Below are 15830 nucleotides of genomic sequence, written 5' to 3'. Positions count from 1 at the left end.
TCACTCGGAGGTCGCGACTCCGGGTTGGGCCCACGGCTCATCCCGGAGCGTGATCTCCTTCGCCATGTCCGACAGGAATCGGATGACGACGTCACGCTCGTCCGCCGTCAACCGCGCCGCTGAGTAGAAGCGCTTGGCCTGCTGACGACCCACCGTCTCCATCGCCGCCTGTCGCGTCTCCGGAGTGATGGTGATCGCCAGAGCGCGCCGGTCGGTCGGATGCGGTGCGCGCCGGATGTGGCCGCCCTTCTCCAGGCGGTCGAGTAGCTTGGTCGTCGACGCCGTCGAGATGCCGAGGTGGGTGGCGATGCCCCCAGGAGTGGCCGTCGCACCGCGGTTCGCGCAGACGATCAGATAATGCAGCGCTCGCATGTCCGTGTCATTGAGGCGCATGTAGCGGCGCGAGGCGAGCGACAGCTTCTGCTCAGCGTCCCTGAGCTCGCCAAGTGCTCCCATCACCAGCGCGATCTGGCGCAGGTCCTCCGGCGCGACTCCCGACCGGTCGATCAGGGTGCTCCGCGGATCCGCGGATTCGACGTCGTAGATCGCCGCGTGCGCGACGCCGTCCGGCGAGCCCGCCTCCTGTCGAGAGAGGACGTCGGACGCGCCGCTTCCGCGGGGGGTGGCGTCGGGTCCGTCGTGCATGACATCATGCTACACACGAATGTTTCATGTTATGTTGATTATTAGCTAAGCTAGCGAAAATCTAGGAGGTTCCCCCGTTGGATGAGGTCACCCTCCTTTCTGCAGACGGAGTCGCGATCGGCACCAGTGCGAAAGACACGGTCCACACGACCGATACCCCTCTTCACCTGGCCTTCTCCTGCCACGTCTTCGACCGTGACGGGCGACTGCTGGTGACGCGACGAGCACTCGCGAAGCGCACGTGGCCCGGCGTCTGGACCAACAGCTTCTGCGGTCACCCGCGACCCGGCGAGGACATGACCGACGCGGTGCATCGCCGCGCGAATGACGAGCTCGGGCTCCGCCTTACCGACGTCTCCGTGGTGCTGCCCGACTACCGCTACCGGGCCGTCGACGCGAGCGGGATCGTCGAGAACGAGATCTGTCCCGTCCATGTGGCCATCGCGGACGGCCCCCTCTCCCCCGACCCTGACGAGGTCGCCGAGTGGGAATGGGTGGACCCGGCGGAGTTCGCCGACTCCGTGATCGGCGCCCCCTTCGCCTTCAGCCCCTGGCTCGTCGAGCAGCTCCCCCAGCTCCGCGACCTCGGGGTGGTGTGACCATGACCGTGACCGTGACGCAGGCCGCGCCGCGAGAAGACATGAGCATGCGGGTCGAATCGGTGCTCCGTCAGCGCTTCGACCTGCACTGCGAGAACGCCGAGGCGTACGGAAGCGAGTTCGCCGCACTCTGGCGCGCGACCGCCGACCATGCCCTCGGCGGCAAACTCGTGCGCCCGCGGCTGCTGCTCGACATCCACCGCGCACTGGTCCCGTCCGCCGATGAGAGCGCGACGACGGCCGCCGTCGACATCGCGACGCACATCGAGCTGCTGCACTACGCCTTCCTGCTCCACGACGACGTCATCGACGGAGACCTCACCCGCCGCAAGCGACCGAACCTGATCGGACAGCTCGCGGCAGGCGCGCCAGGCACCTCCGAAGAGGGCGCGCTGCACTGGGCACGGTCCAGTGCGATCCTGATGGGTGACCTGATGCTCTCGGCAGCGATCATGGGCTTCGCCCGGGCAGAGGTCTCGGCGCACGCGCGGCGACGGTTGCTCGATCTCGTCGAACAGACCATCATCGAGACGGTGGCCGGCGAGCACACCGACGTCGCGCTGAGCCATGGGATCATCGCCTCGGATGTCGACACCGTTCTCAGCATGAGCGTCTACAAGACGGCCACCTACTCGTTCTCCCTGCCGCTGCGAGCGGCCGCGCTCCTGGCCGAATCCTCGGCTTCTGCCGAAGCGACACTGCAGTCCGTCGGCCGCCACCTGGGCCTCGCCTACCAGTTGCAGGACGATCTGCTCTGTGTGTTCGGCGACCACCGCACGCACGGCAAGGACGCGTTCTCCGATCTGCGGGAGGGCAAGGAGACCGCCCTCATCGCCTTCGCCCGTTCGACGAGCACCTGGGAGAGCATCGCGCCCCGATTCGGTTCCGCAGACCTGAGCCTGCAGGACGCCACCGCGATGCGCGATCTGCTGCGCGAATGCGGAGCCGAGCGATTCGTCGTCGGGCTCATCGGCGATCAGCTCGACGCGGTCTACGCGCTGCTGTCCGAGGCTGAGCTCGCCGGCGAGATCAGCTCGGACGCCGCGCGGTCGATCCTGGTCTCCGCGTCCCGCCTCGAAGGACGCCAGGCATGAGCCCGACCCCTCACGACGCGTCGAGTGCGAGTCTGGGGCGATTCAACCGCGCCGCCGACACCGCATCCACCGAGGTCATCCGCACCTACTCGACGTCGTTCGGGCTCGCGACGCGACTGCTCGGCGAGAGACATCGCCAGCACGTGCGCAACATCTACGCCATGGTGCGCATCGCCGACGAGATCGTCGACGGGGTCGCCGCGCAGGCAGGACTCGACGAGTCCGCCCAGACCGACGCGCTCGCGTCTTATGTGGCCGAGACACACCGGGCGATGAGCGTCGGATACAGCACGGACCTCGTGCTGCACGCCTTCGCGCGCACAGCGAGGGAGAGCGGGATCGGCGAGGACCTCACGCAGCCCTTCTTCGACTCGATGGCCGCTGACATCGCGTCCGACACCGACTTCACCGCGTACGACGCGGCGGCGCATGAGCGCTATGTGTACGGCTCTGCCGAGGTGGTCGGACTGATGTGCCTCCGCGTGTTCCTACGAGACGAGAAGCGCACGACCGGCGAGCTCGAGACCCTGACCCACGGAGCGCGACAGCTCGGCGCGGCCTTCCAGAACGTCAACTTCCTGCGGGACCTCGCAGACGACACCGAGCGCCTGCAGCGCGGGTATCTCGGGGACAGCGGCCGGCTCACCGACGCCGACCGCGACGACTGGGTTCGCACGATCACAGCGCAGCTCGACGACGCGGCACGCTCGATCCCCCTGCTGCCCAAAGACTCGCGCGCAGCCGTGCGCAGCGCCCACGCGCTGTTCGCCGCACTGACGAGACGCGTCGCGAGGACTCCGGCCTCGAGCCTCTACGAGCGCCGAGTGCGGGTCCCCGATCCGATCAAGGCGCTGCTGGCCGCGCGATCGGTGCTCGTGACGGCGATGGAGCGGAACCGATGAGTCGGGTCGCGGTGATCGGCGCAGGCGTCGCCGGTCTCGCTGTCGCCGGATTGCTCGCCCGCGACGGTCACGATGTGACCGTCTACGAGAAGAACAACCGGGTCGGCGGTCGCGCGGGAACGATCGAGCGCGACGGCTTCCGATTTGATTCCGGGCCGTCGTGGTACCTCATGCCCGAGGTGTTCGATCACTTCTTCGAGATGATGGGCACCTCGACGCAGGATCAGCTCGACCTGACGTTGCTCGATCCCGGGTACCGGGTCTTCCAGGCGCCGGAGTCGGACGGGCGCCCTTCGCCCTCCGTCACGGTGCCCACCGGGCGCGCAGCCGTGTCCCGTCTGTTCGAGTCTCGCGAGCCCGGCTCGGCGCAGGCGCTCGACGCGTACCTCGACTCGGCGCACGATGCGCGCGTCATGGCCGAACGCTACTTCCTCTACAACCCGTTCACGCGGTTGCGCACGCTTATGACGCCGGAGGTGCTGCGAGCCCTCCCTCGTCTCTTCACGCTGCTGGGCACACGCCTGCAGTCGTTCGCCGCTCGACGCTTCCGCGATCCGGTAATCCGTCAGCTGCTCGGATACCCCGCGGTGTTCCTCGGCACCGACCCCCGCACCGCGCCGGCGATGTATCACCTCATGAGCGCTCTCGACCTCGACGAGGGCGTCAGCTATCCGCAGGGCGGGTTCTGGCGGGTCGTCGAGCGCATCGCGGATCTGGCCGAGAAGGCGGGCGCCAAGATCGTGCTGGATGCCGACGTCACGGCGATCAGCACCGGCATCCGTTCGGGCGCACCCACCGTGACGGGTGTCGAGTGGCGCGACTCCGACGGAGTGGCCCACACGGCAGACGCCGACATCGTCGTCTCCGGCGCCGATCTGCACCACACCGAGACGGCGCTGCTCCCACCGCACCTTCGCACGTACCCCGATTCGTGGTGGCAGCGGCGGACGAGCGGACCGGGTGCCGTGCTCGTGATGCTCGGCGTCCGCGGCTCTCTGCCCGAGCTGCCGCACCACTCGCTGTTCTTCACCGAAGACTGGGATGCCAACTTCGACGCCATCTTCGGCGATGCGCCCGAGATCCCCTCCCCCGCCTCGACCTACGTCTGCCGGCCGAGCGCCACCGACAGCAGCGTCGCACCCGAAGGGCACGAGAATCTCTTCGTGCTCGTGCCGATCCCGGCCGACACGGCTTTGGGCGCGGGAGGCTCCGACGGCGGCGGATCAGCCGCGATCGAGCATGCGGCGGATGCCGCGATCGACCAGATCGCGAGCTGGGCCGGAATCGACGATCTGCGCGAGCGCATCGTGGTGCGTGAGACGAAGGGCCCCGCCGACTTCCTCACGGACTACAACTCATGGCGCGGCGGGATGCTGGGGCCTGCGCACATCCTCTCCCAGAGTGCGATGTTCCGGGCTCAGAACGAGTCGCGACAGGTGTCCGGCCTCTACTACGCCGGTGCCACGACCGCTCCGGGAGTCGGTGTGCCGATGTGCTTGATCAGTGCCGAGATCGTCCTCAAGCGGATCCGCGGCGACCACTCCAGCGGACCCCTCGATGTCTCGGCCACCGCTGCGTCCCCGAGCGGAACAGCGTGATGGGCTTCGTGTATCCGGCAGTCCTGCTCGCCACACTCGGATGCATGCTGCTGCTCGACTGGCGATTTCGACTGTTCTTCTGGCGCGACGCCGTGACCGCGGCCGTCGTCACGGCCGTCGGGCTCGCGTTCTTCCTCGTCTGGGACGTCGCGGGCATCGCCGGAGGGATCTTCTTCCGCGGCGACTCGGCCATCGCGACAGGGATCGTCCTCGCACCCGAGCTGCCCATCGAGGAGCCCGTCTTCCTCGTCTTCCTCGTCGTGTGCACGATGATCGTCTACACCGGTGCCGTGCGGATCCTGACACGACTGAGCCGCCGCCCGAGCGAGGTCGCGCAGTGACCTACATCGAGCTCTCCGCATGGTTCGTCGGCGCAGCGGTGGTGGCGGCCGTCGTCCTGTCCGTCATCTCGGGTCGGCATCGCGCCCATCTCGGCGCGATGGCCGCTACCATCGCGGTGCTCCTCATCCTCACCGCCGTGTTCGACACGGTGATGATCGCGACGGGCCTGTTCCACTACTCCGCCGATCATCTGCTCGGTCTGCACATCGGCCTCGCGCCTCTCGAGGACTTCGCCTATCCGCTCGCCGGGGCGGTGCTGCTTCCGGCCCTGTGGGCGGCGCTGCGCGCCCGTCGACGCGCTCGCATCCGCGCCACCGATGAGGAGCCCTCATGACCTCATCGACGCGCGGTTCCGTCGGTCGCGACATCGCTCAGATCGTTCTGTCATCCCGTCCGATCAGCTGGATCAACACCGCCTTCCCGTTCGCAGCCGCCTACCTTCTCTCCACGCGCGAGATCGACCTCACGCTGATCATCGGCACGCTGTACTTCCTGGTGCCCTACAACCTGGCGATGTACGGCATCAATGACGTGTTCGACTACGCGTCCGACCTCGCCAATCCGCGCAAGGGCGGGATCGAGGGCGCGCTGCTCTCTCCGCGCATCCACCGGGCCACCCTGTGGGCGGCGGTCGTGACGAACGTGCCGTTCCTCGTCTACCTCGTCGCGGTCGGAAACCCTGCGGCCTGGCTCTGGCTCGCGATCAGTGTGTTCGCCGTGATCGCCTACTCCGCGCCGAAGCTCCGCTTCAAGGAGCGGCCGTTCGTCGATTCGACGACGTCGAGCCTGCACTTCGTGACCCCGGCGATCGTGGGTCTCGCCCTGGCCGACGCGTCCGTCACGCCCACGGCGGTCATCGTGCTCGTCGCCTTCTTCCTGTGGGGCATGGCCGCACACGCCTTCGGAGCGGTGCAGGACATCACACCCGACCGCGAAGGGAGCATCGGCTCGATCGCGACCGTGATCGGAGCCCGTGCGACCGTGCGTCTGTCGATCGCGCTCTGGGCGATGGCCGGAGTCGCGATGCTGTTCACCTCGTGGCCGGGCCCTCTGGGTGCCGCGCTCGCGCTGCCCTACATCGTGAACGCCGCACCCTGGTGGAACGTCACCGACGAGACCTCCGCGGGCACCAACCGCGCCTGGCGGCGATTCATCTTCCTCAACTACTTCGCCGGGTTCCTCGCGACGATGATCCTCATCCTCGCCTGGGTCTCCTGACGCCCATCACCGCTGATCCCCACCCTGCACGTCCCGAGAGGAACCCGATGTCCCGCCCTGAGCACGCGCCGACCCCGCCGACCAGAGTGCGTACGCGGCGCCATTCCTGGGCGCGCGTCCTCATCCCCGTCGCGCTGATCCTGGTGTGGCTGGTCGGGGCAGGGCTCGGTGGCCCGCTGTTCGGCAAGGTCGACGAGGTCTCGTCGAACGATCAGACGAGCTATCTGCCCGAGTCGGCCGATGCCACTCAGGTGCAGAAGCTCCTCGGCGAGTTCAACGACAGCGACGCCATCCCGGCGATCGCCGTCTTCGTCTCCGATGGCGAACTCTCGGAGTCGGATGTCCAGAACATCTCGGATGCCGTGGCCGACGCGCCGTCCGTCGAGGGCGTGAGCGAGGATGTCTCCCCCGCTCTGACCTCGGAAGACGGCAAGGCCGTGCAGGCGTTCATCCCCATCGAGGGCGACGCCGAGCTCGCCGATGCGATCGACGCACTCGGGTCTCAGTTGCGCGAAGCGGCTCCGGACGGTGTTACGGTCTACATCACGGGTCCTGCGGGCTTCAGCGCAGACCTCGTGGCCGGGTTCGCGGGGATCGACGGACTGTTGCTGGGCGTCGCCCTTCTCGCGGTGCTCGTCATCCTGGTGCTGGTCTACCGCTCGTTCCTGCTGCCCATCGTCGTGCTCTCGACGAGCCTGTTCGCGCTCTGCGTGGCGCTGCTCGTCGTCTGGTGGCTGGCGAAGTTCGAGGTGCTGCTGCTCAGCGGCCAGACCCAGGGCATCCTGTTCATCCTGGTCATCGGAGCCGCCACCGACTACGCCCTGCTGCTGGTGGCGCGGTTCCGCGAAGAACTCCGAGTGTCTCAGGACAAAGGAACGGCCGTGCTCGCGGCGTGGAAGGGCTCGTTCGAGCCGATCGTCGCCTCCGGCGGCACGGTGATCGCCGGTCTTCTGTGCCTGCTGCTCAGCGACCTCAAGTCCAACAGCACTCTCGGGCCCGTGGCCGCGATCGGCATCGTGTTCGCGATGCTCGCCGCGCTCACACTGCTTCCTGCGCTGCTGCTGCTGTTCGGCCGTGCGGTGTTCTGGCCCCGGCGGCCGAAGTTCGAGCCCGAGGTCGTCGCCGAGGAGCACGGCATGCGCAAGACGGGGCTGTGGGCGCGACTCGCGCGCCTGATCACCAAGCGTCCGCGCGTCATCTGGATCGTCACGACCCTGGTGCTGCTCGCCGGCGCCTCCGGCGTGCTGCAGCTCAACGCCGTCGGCGTGCCGCAGTCCGACCTCGTGCTCGGCGCCTCTGAAGCCCGTGACGGACAGGTGGCCCTCGGCGAGCACTTCCCCGGCGGTTCGGGCAGCCCCGTCTACGTGGTGGTCCAGGAGGACCGCCTGCAGGATGCCGCCGACGTGCTTCTCGCCGACGACGGCGTCGACGGGGTCTCGGTGACGGCTGCCGATTCGCCGAGCGGCGCGGCCACGGTCACCGAAGACGGACTGGTGGCGGTCGGCCCTCCGGGGACCCCGGTTCCCGAGCCCACCGTCGTCGACGGCGAGGTCCTGCTGCAGGGCACCTTGACCGACGCAGCGGACTCGGATGCGGCTGCCGCCACGGTGCGTGATCTGCGCGCAGAGTTGAACGAGATCGATGCGCTGGTGGGAGGAGTCACCGCGACGGCCATCGACACCAACGATGCCTCGATCCACGATCGCAACCTGATCATCCCGGTGGTCCTCGTGGTGATCATGCTCATCCTCATGCTGCTGCTGCGTTCGATCCTCGCCCCGGTGCTGCTCATCATCACCACCGTGCTGTCGTTCGGCACGGCCATGGGCGTCTCGGCGCTGGTGTTCAACGGCGTGTTCGACTTCCCCGGCGCCGACCCTGCCGTGCCGCTGTACGGGTTCGTGTTCCTGGTCGCGCTCGGCATCGACTACAACATCTTCCTGATGACCAGGGTGCGCGAGGAATCTCTCGAGCACGGCACACGCGAGGGCGTTCTTCGAGGGCTCTCGATCACAGGAGGCGTGATCACCTCCGCCGGCCTCGTGCTCGCTGCGACCTTCGCCGCGCTGGGTGTGATCCCGATCCTGTTCCTGGCGCAGCTCGCGTTCATCGTCGCGTTCGGCGTGCTGCTCGACACGTTCGTGGTGCGCTCGCTGCTCGTGCCGGCGCTCGCCTACGACCTGGGCCGAGTGATCTGGTGGCCGTCGAAGCTGTGGCGCAGCGGTCGCGACTGAGGGGTGCCCTCGACTGGATTCGAACCAGCGACCTGCCCTTTAGGAGAGGGCTGCTCTATCCTGCTGAGCTACGGGGGCGAGGATTCCATTCTAGAGGAAGCCTCGCCCCCGCCTTCCGCTCACGCCGCGAGGGCGAGGTACGGCTCCCACCTCGGATCGCTCCGCTCGGTGCCACGCACCGTCCACGCCGTGCCGTGAGGAGGACGCGGCGCGAACCGCAGCTCCCAGCGCATCTCCTGCGGAGTGCGGTCGCTCTTGGTGTTGTTGCAGCGCAGGCAGCAGGCGACGAGGTTCTCCCATGAATCGGCTCCGCCCCGTGATCGCGGCATCACGTGGTCGATGGTCGACGCCGCCTTGCCGCAGTAGCCGCAGCGGTGATTGTCGCGGCGCAGGACTCCCCGCCGGGTCACCGGCACCCGTCTGCTTGCGGGAATGCGCACGTAACGCGAGAGGACGATGACGGCGGGGCGGTCGTAGACGCCGTGGCTGCCCCAGACGGGGTCGTCTTCCACGCGTTCGATCACGGTGGCCTTGTCGTTCATGACCAGGACCAGGGCTCTCTTGAACGACACGATCGCGAGCGGTTCGTATCCTGCGTTCAGTACAAGTGTGCGCATCGTCATCCTCTCGATCCGCCGGGACGGCTTCCCGGCACTCTCGACTCACACGAAGCCGCACGGAGTGGAAGCGTTCGCAGGGACGAAAAAAGGCGCTGTCTACAGACAGCGCCTCATACGCACGGCAACGCCGTGGTGTCCCTGCGGACGATGCAGAAGGACGTGACGACCGAGGGCATCCATGGTTCGGATGCTCGGTATTCGCTCCATCAGCTTCTCCCGCCTGTGCGACAACGGGTTCAGGCTAACCCATCAGGAGTGCCCGAGGGCGAAACTGCGGGTGAACTCCCGGAGGCGTGTCCGGGAGGAAGCGAGGTGGGTAGCGCGATCAGCCCGCGTTGGCGCCGAGCCAGGCGATCGGCTCCATGAGCCCGCCGTTGACCCAGACCTCGAAGTGCAGATGGTTGGCGGTAGAACGCCCGGTGCTGCCGACGAAGCCGATCAGCTGACCAGCGGCGACCGTCTGGCCTGCCTGGACCTGGCGCGAGCCGTAGATCATGTGGCCGTACGTGGTCTGCACGCGCTGGCCACCCACGACGCTGTCGAGCATGACTGCGACGCCGTACCCGCCGATGCTCTCTGCCGAGGCACGCACGACGCCCGCAGCGGCGGCATAGATCGGGGTTCCGGCAGGAGCAAGCATGTCAGCACCCTGGTGGGCGCCGCCGACCGTGCGGCTGACGTTGTACGAACCCTGCGGAAGCGGATACCGGACCTCGCCGGAGCCGGGTGACACCAGCGCATAGCGCCCTATGTCGATCTTGGTCCCCGACGTCGAAGCGACGGAGGCGGCAGCGGCGGCCGCACGGGCCGCGGCTGCTTCTTCCGCCTTCTTCTTCTCGATCTCGCCCGGAGTCGTGGCGGTGAACGTGCCGCGGCTGAGCGGGGCAGAGGTGGCATCCGAGGCGACGACCAGCGACTGGGCGTCGACAGCAGCCATCTGCTGCAGAGTCGTCGCCGTCTCGGCCGGCTTCGTCGCGGCGTAGGCGGGAAGAGCGACAGCGGCGACAAGAGCACCGACGGCCCCGAAGATGGCGATCGAACGCAAGGGCTTCACGACCTTGCGAGCGTCGACGCGGCTGCGAGAGCTGCGTGCGACTGCTCGATCTTCAGTTGTCTTCATGGGCGATTCGATGTCTTTGGCCAAAACTTGATCCTCCAGCGCCTGCGCGCTCGGGTAGCGCTGGCTCGTCGGCACTCTGCTCTCGTGGCACGAATGTAGCTCGGGTACGTTGTGCGGTCTGACCGAGAGGTCGACGAGCCTGGAAGGCGAGTCCTCTCGGGTGTCATCAGTGGGCTTCTGCGACGACTTGTCCGAGGTTACCGGAAGATAACGATCCTGTCACCCCACGAACCTGGCAATCCTCGGAGAGGCGGAATCACGCGGATTTCGGGCCGATCGGACCGATGCGTCAGGCGGGTTCGCCGACCAGGAAGATGTGCGAGGCGAGCTCGACGGGGAGTTCCAGTCCGTCTTCCTTGCCCTCCATCTGGATGAGGACGTACCCCTCGTTGAAGCGGTAGTCGCCCTTCGCGCCCGGAACGACTCCCGCATCGCGGAGCTGCTCGAGCAGCTCGGGATCGACCTGAGCGGGCTCGGCGAGACGACGTACGGTTCCGTCGATCGGGGCGCCTGCGGCGTTCAGCTTCTGCACCAGCCCGATGACGCCCTCGTCGAAAGTGCGCGCCGGGGTGTCTCCCAGCTGGTCAAGTCCGGGGATCGGGTTGCCGTACGGGGATTCGGTCGGGTGGCCCAGCAGCTCGACCAGTCGACGCTCGACCTGCTCGCTCATGACGTGCTCCCAGCGGCAGGCTTCTTCGTGCACGTACGCCCAGTCGAGACCGATGACATCGGAGAGCAGACGCTCGGCAAGACGGTGCTTGCGCATGACGTTGACGGCCTTGCGGCGGCCCGCGTCGGTCAGCTCGAGAGTGCGGTCTTCGGACACGACGACGAGACCGTCGCGCTCCATGCGCCCGACCGTCTGCGAGACCGTCGGACCCGAGTGGCCGAGACGCTCGGAGATTCGCGCACGCAGCGGCACGATGTTCTCCTCCTCGAGTTCGAGGATGGTGCGGAGGTACATCTCCGTGGTGTCGATCAAGTCCGTCATGTGGCCCTCCGGGTCTTCTTAGGCAAGCCTACATTCCCGCGCGGACATCAGGGCGTCATGAGGTCGGGGCGCTCGGGGTTCACGCCGTAGGATCGACGCATGGCGATCGAGATTCCCCGTGACCTCCTGCCCGCTGACGGCCGCTTCGGCTGCGGTCCTTCGAAGGTGCGCACCGCGCAGCTCGAGGCGCTGCTCGCCGCGGCTCCGACACTGCTCGGCACCTCGCACCGCCAGGCGCCGGTCAAGAACCTGGTCGGCAGCGTCCGGGAGCAGCTGGCAGCGCTCTTCCGCCTTCCCGAGGGCTACGAGATCATCGTCGGCAACGGCGGTTCGACGGCGTTCTGGGATGCTGCGGCCTTCGGCCTGATCGAGCGCCGCAGTCAGAACCTCGTTTTCGGCGAGTTCGGCGGCAAGTTCGCCGCCGCAGCCGCCGCCCCGTGGCTCGAAGCCCCCGACGTCCGCAAGTCCGAGCCGGGTTCACGCACGGCCGCAGAGGTGGTCGAGGGCGTCGACGTCTACGCCTGGCCGCACAATGAGACGTCCACCGGCGTCGCGGCGCCCATCGAGCGCGTGGCCGCTGACGGCGCTCTGACCGTCATCGACGCGACCAGCGCTGCCGGTGGCATCGACTTCGACGCCGCGCAGGCGGACGTCTACTACTTCGCGCCTCAGAAGAACCTCGGCTCCGACGGAGGCCTGTGGTTCGCCGCGGTGTCCCCTGCCGCGGTCGACCGGATCGAGCGCATCGCCGCCTCCGACCGGTACATCCCGGAGTTCCTCAGCCTGAAGAACGCCGTCGACAACTCGAGGCTCAACCAGACGCTGAACACGCCGGCACTGACGACCCTGCACCTGCTCGACAGCCAGCTCAGCTGGATCCTGTCGAACGGCGGCCTGTCGTGGGCCGGAGGCCGCACTGCGGAGTCCTCGGGACTCCTCTACGACTGGGCATCGGCATCCGCCGTGGCGACCCCGTTCGTCACGGATGCCGCACACCGCTCGCCCGTCGTCGCGACCATCGACTTCGACGACAGCGTCGACGCAGCAGCCGTGGCCAAGACCCTGCGGGCCAACGGCATCGTCGACACCGAGCCCTACCGCAAGCTCGGCCGCAACCAGCTGCGGGTCGCCACCTTCGTGTCGATCGAACCGGACGACATCCGACAGCTCACTCGCTCTCTCGACTACGTGCTCGAGCAGCAGAGCGCCTGACGCCGGGAGTCAACGAGAGAAGGGGCCGCGTTCGCACGCGGCCCCTTCTCTCGTTCGCCTCAGCGGACGGTCATTCCTCGTCGTCGGAGTCCTCGTCATCGGAGTCCTCGTCATCGGAGTCCTCGTCATCGGAGTCCTCGTCATCGGAGTCCTCGTCGTCCTCGGAGTCACCGTCGTCGGAGTCCTCGTCATCCGAGTCCGAGTCGTCGTCCGCAGCGGCCGAGTCATCGAGTTCGTCGATGTCGACTCCGTCGAGGTCGCCCGCATGCAGCACGCGCGGCTCGGTGGCGAGCTCGTCCTCGTCGATGTCGTCGTCATCGTCGTCGAGGTCGTCGTCATCGAGATCGTCGTCGTCTTCGGATTCGTCGTCGACCGATGTCGCGTCCGCGCCGTCCGCAGCGGCCGCGGCCGCCTGCGCCGCGAGCTCCACCTGGTGGGCGCGGTACTCGGCGAGGCGCTCGGCCCACGGCACCCATTCGGGCGCGAGCAGCGCTCCGTCGCCCGGCAGCAGCTCGAGCTCGAGCACGGTCGGCTCCTCGTCGTCGACGCGCGCGACCGTGACCGTCCAGTACCAGCCCGGGTACCCGGGAAGTCGGTTCTCGAAGCGCAGCGACACAGAGCCGCCCTCTTCGGGGATGTAGTCGGCTGCGGGTCCGACGGTCGACGGCGGAGTGATCTCGTGCAGCGCGGCGAGCGCGAGATCGTGAGCGTCGATCAGACGCTGGTCCACCTCAGGCTTCGAGGTCATCGGCTACCTTGCGCAGAACTGCCGCGATCTTGCGGCCGTGCGCCGACGAGGGATACCGGCCGCGTCGCAGATCGCCGCCCATCCCGTCGAGGAGCTTCACGAGGTCCTCGACGATGATCGCCATGTCGTCCGCCGGCTTGCGCTTCGCCTTCGAGAGGCTCGGCGGGGCTTCGAGCACCCGCACGGACAGCGCCTGGAGGCCGCGCTTGCCGTCGGCGACACCGAACTCCACGCGTGAACCCGCCTTGACTGCCGCGCCGGTGGGCATGGCGGAAGCGTGCAGGAAGACGTCTTGGCCGTCATCGCTGGCGATGAAGCCGAAACCCTTGTCTTCGTCGTAGAACCTGACCTTGCCGGTGGGCATGGGAGAAACCTCGCTGAGTCGGTGTGGAGCTGGATCGGACGCACGTGTGCGACCACCTCCAGCCTACCGGTCGCCGGGCAGGGAATCCGTAGGTCACGATGCGGAACCGCCAGACCCCGCAGCGACTAGGCTGAGACGGATGAGCACCAAGAGTCCCGAACCTGAGGTTCCCGTTCGCCGCATCGATCGCATCCTGGCGTTCACGGCACTCGGACTCGCCGCGGCGTCCATCATCTGCTTCTTCGCGATCATCATCGGCACCGCCGTCGGCATGCAGCAGGAGGACTTCGGCACCGGCGCCTGGCCGTTCATCGCCGCGATCCCCTACTGGGGGCTTCCCGCCGCATTCGTCATGATCATCGTGCTCCTCGCCATGAGCTTCATCCGCAAGGGGCGCGCGGCATCGCGGCCCTGAGGTATCCGTCATGAGCACGCACGCCCGTCCGCTGGCCGAATGGCTCTCCGCGGCGAGCGACGAGCAGCTCACGACTCTGTTCTCAGCGCGGCGTGTGCGTGCCGACGTCGGCTGGCAGGACTTCTTCGACGCCGCAGAGGCACTCCTCGACCCGGCGTCTATCGCGCGGGTCCTGCCCCTGCTGACGCACGGCGAGGCAGCGATGCTCCTTGCAGCTGCGAGCACCCCTGCCGCAGAGCGGTCCGCCCACCGGACGACGCTCGAGAACCTCGCACTGCTGCGCCCCGACGGAGCGCCCTTTCCTCCGGTCATCGCCGCCGTCGAGGACCGTCCCGAGCCGACTCCGCTCAGCCCTTGGGCACCGACGCCGGCGACCGACTCCGAGACCGCCCACGCGGCCGAGCGGGCCTTCACGACCGTCTCCGCCCTCGCCGATCTGCTGCTGCTGGCACGGGAGAAGCCCTTCGCCCTTCTCACCGGCGGCAACGTCAGCGCGGGAGAGAAGCGGCAGCTCAGCGAATCGGGCGTCACCGCCGAGTCGATCGACGCACTGATCGCGATCGCGATCGATTCGGGTCTCGTCGCGCCCGATGCTCGCAGGCTGCGCACCACTCCGCGGACCGAGGAGTGGCTGCGATCGCCGGTGGCGGACCGGTGGAGCGCGCTCGTGGAGGGCTTCCGTGACGCTCTCCCTCGCGGGGTGCGCACGTCAGACGGCGGGTGGTTGCCCACGATGACCTGGGCACAGGCGCACCCGTGGGACCCCGCCTGGGCCGATCGCAGCGCCGCGCTGCTCGAGCGCGCTCGCCTGCTCGGGCTCATCGTCGATGGCGACAGCGAACCCGCATGGGCGGCATCGATCCGCCGAGGCGCGAGCGTCGACGCCGCTGCGCTCGTCGCACTGCTCCCGAACGAGGTCGATCGCATCTTCCTTCAGAACGACCTGAGCGCGATCTCGCCGGGCCCTCTCGCCCCCGGGCTCGACGTGCGGCTGCGCACGATCGCCGCGAGAGAGTCCGCAGCCCAGGCCTCCACCTATCGCTTCACCCCGGAATCGATCGCCCACGCGCTCGTCGCCGGCGAGACCGAGCAGTCGATCCTCGAGTTCCTCGAATCGCTCTCACTCACCGGCATCCCGCAGCCGCTCCGCTACCTCGTCACCCAGACCGCGCAGCGTCACGGCCTGGTTCGCGTGTCGATCGACCCCGAGACCGGTCGAACGCGCATCGAGAGCAGCGACCAGCATCTGATCGAGGCGATGGCCGTCGACCAGGGGCTGCGGCCGCTGGCCCTCACGAAGCACGTCGCCTCTCTGACCACGCGCGTGGGGCGCGACACCGTCTACTGGGCGCTGACGGACGCACGGTACCCCGCGACGCTCGTCGACGACGAGGGACACCCGATCGCACGGGAACGGAATCCGATCTCCGAAACGACGCCCGACCCCGCTCCGGACTACTCCTCGCTCATCGCCGCCATGCGCGCGCATCAGGGGCCGGACGCGGATGCCGCCTGGCTCGACCGCGAACTCGACGCCGCGGTCCGGGCGAAGGCGGTGCTCCGCGTGAGCGTCGGCATGCCGGACGGGTCGACGAGAGAGCTGATCCTCGAAGCCACCGGGCTCGGCGGCGGACGCCTCCGCGGTCGAGATCGCGCGGCGGATGTAGAACGCACGCTACCGGTGTCGAGCATCCGCGCCGCCGTCGTGATACCCCAGTAAACTGGACA

General features: G+C 68.1%; 17 protein-coding genes and 1 tRNA gene. 11 read left to right on the top strand and 7 right to left on the bottom strand.

Annotated features, from left to right (window positions below):
• Entirely contained in the window at nucleotides 1-645 is a 645-nt protein-coding gene (locus ACLKOY_RS16715; RefSeq protein WP_079113264.1) for a MarR family winged helix-turn-helix transcriptional regulator, read from the bottom strand.
• 77 nt (nucleotides 646-722) lie between these two features.
• On the opposite strand from ACLKOY_RS16715, the gene idi reads away from it, so the two are divergent.
• The 8 genes from idi to ACLKOY_RS16675 are packed head-to-tail and all read left to right on the top strand — an operon-like array spanning nucleotide 723 to nucleotide 8632.
• Nucleotides 723-1244, top strand: a complete 522-nt coding sequence (gene idi, locus ACLKOY_RS16710) for an isopentenyl-diphosphate Delta-isomerase (protein ID WP_436454627.1) — start codon at nucleotides 723-725, stop codon at nucleotides 1242-1244.
• 2 nt (nucleotides 1245-1246) lie between these two features.
• Nucleotides 1247-2338 carry a polyprenyl synthetase family protein gene (locus tag ACLKOY_RS16705; protein WP_436454626.1) on the top strand — a complete coding sequence of 364 codons (1092 nt, stop codon included), beginning with the start codon at nucleotides 1247-1249 and terminating at the stop codon, nucleotides 2336-2338.
• The gene (locus ACLKOY_RS16700; protein ID WP_436454625.1) at nucleotides 2335-3240 is read left to right on the top strand and encodes a phytoene/squalene synthase family protein; all 906 of its coding nucleotides are present in this window, start codon (nucleotides 2335-2337) and stop codon (nucleotides 3238-3240) included. The genes ACLKOY_RS16705 and ACLKOY_RS16700 overlap by 4 nt, the downstream gene beginning before the upstream one ends.
• Entirely contained in the window at nucleotides 3237-4838 is a 1602-nt protein-coding gene (gene crtI, locus ACLKOY_RS16695) for a phytoene desaturase family protein (protein WP_436454624.1), read from the top strand. Before ACLKOY_RS16700 ends, crtI begins: the two co-directional genes overlap by 4 nt.
• On the top strand, nucleotides 4838-5179 hold the full coding sequence (locus tag ACLKOY_RS16690) for a lycopene cyclase domain-containing protein (protein WP_436454787.1): 342 nt from the start codon (nucleotides 4838-4840) through the stop codon (nucleotides 5177-5179). The genes crtI and ACLKOY_RS16690 overlap by 1 nt, the downstream gene beginning before the upstream one ends.
• Nucleotides 5176-5514 (top strand): lycopene cyclase domain-containing protein, encoded by a 339-nt coding sequence (locus tag ACLKOY_RS16685; protein ID WP_436454623.1) that lies wholly within the window; start codon nucleotides 5176-5178, stop codon nucleotides 5512-5514. The genes ACLKOY_RS16690 and ACLKOY_RS16685 overlap by 4 nt, the downstream gene beginning before the upstream one ends.
• Nucleotides 5511-6398 (top strand): prenyltransferase, encoded by an 888-nt coding sequence (locus tag ACLKOY_RS16680; protein WP_436454622.1) that lies wholly within the window; start codon nucleotides 5511-5513, stop codon nucleotides 6396-6398. The genes ACLKOY_RS16685 and ACLKOY_RS16680 overlap by 4 nt, the downstream gene beginning before the upstream one ends.
• A gap of 47 nt (nucleotides 6399-6445) precedes the next feature.
• Complete coding sequence (locus ACLKOY_RS16675; protein ID WP_436454621.1) at nucleotides 6446-8632, top strand: MMPL family transporter; 2187 nt, start codon at nucleotides 6446-6448, stop codon at nucleotides 8630-8632.
• 4 nt (nucleotides 8633-8636) lie between these two features.
• Here the strand turns inward: ACLKOY_RS16675 and ACLKOY_RS16670 are convergent.
• The 4 genes from ACLKOY_RS16670 to ACLKOY_RS16655 all read right to left on the bottom strand — a co-directional run bounded on the left by ACLKOY_RS16670 (nucleotide 8637) and on the right by ACLKOY_RS16655 (nucleotide 11363).
• Nucleotides 8637-8710: transfer RNA gene (locus ACLKOY_RS16670), tRNA-Arg, on the bottom strand.
• Nucleotides 8711-8751: 41 nt separating this feature from the next.
• On the bottom strand, nucleotides 8752-9249 hold the full coding sequence (locus ACLKOY_RS16665; RefSeq protein WP_042539885.1) for an HNH endonuclease: 498 nt from the start codon (nucleotides 9247-9249) through the stop codon (nucleotides 8752-8754).
• Nucleotides 9250-9577: 328 nt separating this feature from the next.
• Nucleotides 9578-10372, bottom strand: coding sequence for a M23 family metallopeptidase (locus tag ACLKOY_RS16660; protein WP_436454620.1), 795 nt, complete (start codon nucleotides 10370-10372; stop codon nucleotides 9578-9580).
• Nucleotides 10373-10661: 289 nt separating this feature from the next.
• Nucleotides 10662-11363, bottom strand: a complete 702-nt coding sequence (locus tag ACLKOY_RS16655; protein ID WP_290159458.1) for a metal-dependent transcriptional regulator — start codon at nucleotides 11361-11363, stop codon at nucleotides 10662-10664.
• A gap of 99 nt (nucleotides 11364-11462) precedes the next feature.
• Between ACLKOY_RS16655 and serC the strand changes: the two genes are divergently transcribed.
• A complete protein-coding gene (gene serC / locus ACLKOY_RS16650) occupies nucleotides 11463-12575 on the top strand; it encodes a phosphoserine transaminase (RefSeq protein ID WP_436454619.1) in 1113 nt (370 codons plus the stop codon).
• Nucleotides 12576-12645: 70 nt separating this feature from the next.
• Here the strand turns inward: serC and ACLKOY_RS16645 are convergent, their stop codons facing one another.
• Together ACLKOY_RS16645 and ACLKOY_RS16640 are read right to left on the bottom strand one after the other, a co-directional pair.
• Nucleotides 12646-13323, bottom strand: a complete 678-nt coding sequence (locus ACLKOY_RS16645) for a DUF3027 domain-containing protein (protein ID WP_436454618.1) — start codon at nucleotides 13321-13323, stop codon at nucleotides 12646-12648.
• The gene (locus ACLKOY_RS16640; RefSeq protein ID WP_140037688.1) at nucleotides 13307-13687 is read right to left on the bottom strand and encodes a cold-shock protein; all 381 of its coding nucleotides are present in this window, start codon (nucleotides 13685-13687) and stop codon (nucleotides 13307-13309) included. Before ACLKOY_RS16640 ends, ACLKOY_RS16645 begins: the two co-directional genes overlap by 17 nt.
• 139 nt (nucleotides 13688-13826) lie before the next feature.
• On the opposite strand from ACLKOY_RS16640, the gene ACLKOY_RS16635 reads away from it, so the two are divergent.
• Together ACLKOY_RS16635 and ACLKOY_RS16630 are read left to right on the top strand one after the other, a co-directional pair.
• Nucleotides 13827-14102, top strand: a complete 276-nt coding sequence (locus tag ACLKOY_RS16635) for a multidrug ABC transporter ATPase (protein WP_140037689.1) — start codon at nucleotides 13827-13829, stop codon at nucleotides 14100-14102.
• 10 nt (nucleotides 14103-14112) lie between these two features.
• Entirely contained in the window at nucleotides 14113-15822 is a 1710-nt protein-coding gene (locus ACLKOY_RS16630) for a helicase-associated domain-containing protein (protein ID WP_436454617.1), read from the top strand.
• Nucleotides 15823-15830: the final 8 nt, after the last annotated feature.

The sequence above is a fragment of the Microbacterium sp. K2 genome, assembly GCF_051365005.1.
Classification (GTDB): Bacteria; Actinomycetota; Actinomycetes; order Actinomycetales; family Microbacteriaceae; genus Microbacterium; species Microbacterium foliorum_B.
Note: the sequence above shows the minus strand (reverse complement) of the source record. Positions and strands in the feature narration are given on the sequence as shown.

What these genes read in the sequence shown, in the direction of transcription:
- ACLKOY_RS16715 (WP_079113264.1), bottom strand. Translation starts at nt 645, where the DNA reads ATGCACGACGGACCCGACGCCACCCCCCGCGGAAGCGGCGCGTCCGAC.
- ACLKOY_RS16705 (WP_436454626.1), top strand. Translation starts at nt 1,247, where the DNA reads ATGACCGTGACCGTGACGCAGGCCGCGCCGCGAGAAGACATGAGCATG.
- ACLKOY_RS16700 (WP_436454625.1), top strand. Translation starts at nt 2,335, where the DNA reads ATGAGCCCGACCCCTCACGACGCGTCGAGTGCGAGTCTGGGGCGATTC.
- crtI (WP_436454624.1), top strand. Translation starts at nt 3,237, where the DNA reads ATGAGTCGGGTCGCGGTGATCGGCGCAGGCGTCGCCGGTCTCGCTGTC.
- ACLKOY_RS16690 (WP_436454787.1), top strand. Translation starts at nt 4,838, where the DNA reads ATGGGCTTCGTGTATCCGGCAGTCCTGCTCGCCACACTCGGATGCATG.
- ACLKOY_RS16680 (WP_436454622.1), top strand. Translation starts at nt 5,511, where the DNA reads ATGACCTCATCGACGCGCGGTTCCGTCGGTCGCGACATCGCTCAGATC.
- ACLKOY_RS16675 (WP_436454621.1), top strand. Translation starts at nt 6,446, where the DNA reads ATGTCCCGCCCTGAGCACGCGCCGACCCCGCCGACCAGAGTGCGTACG.
- ACLKOY_RS16665 (WP_042539885.1), bottom strand. Translation starts at nt 9,249, where the DNA reads ATGCGCACACTTGTACTGAACGCAGGATACGAACCGCTCGCGATCGTG.
- ACLKOY_RS16660 (WP_436454620.1), bottom strand. Translation starts at nt 10,372, where the DNA reads ATGAAGACAACTGAAGATCGAGCAGTCGCACGCAGCTCTCGCAGCCGC.
- ACLKOY_RS16655 (WP_290159458.1), bottom strand. Translation starts at nt 11,363, where the DNA reads ATGACGGACTTGATCGACACCACGGAGATGTACCTCCGCACCATCCTC.
- serC (WP_436454619.1), top strand. Translation starts at nt 11,463, where the DNA reads ATGGCGATCGAGATTCCCCGTGACCTCCTGCCCGCTGACGGCCGCTTC.
- ACLKOY_RS16645 (WP_436454618.1), bottom strand. Translation starts at nt 13,323, where the DNA reads ATGACCTCGAAGCCTGAGGTGGACCAGCGTCTGATCGACGCTCACGAT.
- ACLKOY_RS16640 (WP_140037688.1), bottom strand. Translation starts at nt 13,687, where the DNA reads ATGCCCACCGGCAAGGTCAGGTTCTACGACGAAGACAAGGGTTTCGGC.
- ACLKOY_RS16635 (WP_140037689.1), top strand. Translation starts at nt 13,827, where the DNA reads ATGAGCACCAAGAGTCCCGAACCTGAGGTTCCCGTTCGCCGCATCGAT.
- ACLKOY_RS16630 (WP_436454617.1), top strand. Translation starts at nt 14,113, where the DNA reads ATGAGCACGCACGCCCGTCCGCTGGCCGAATGGCTCTCCGCGGCGAGC.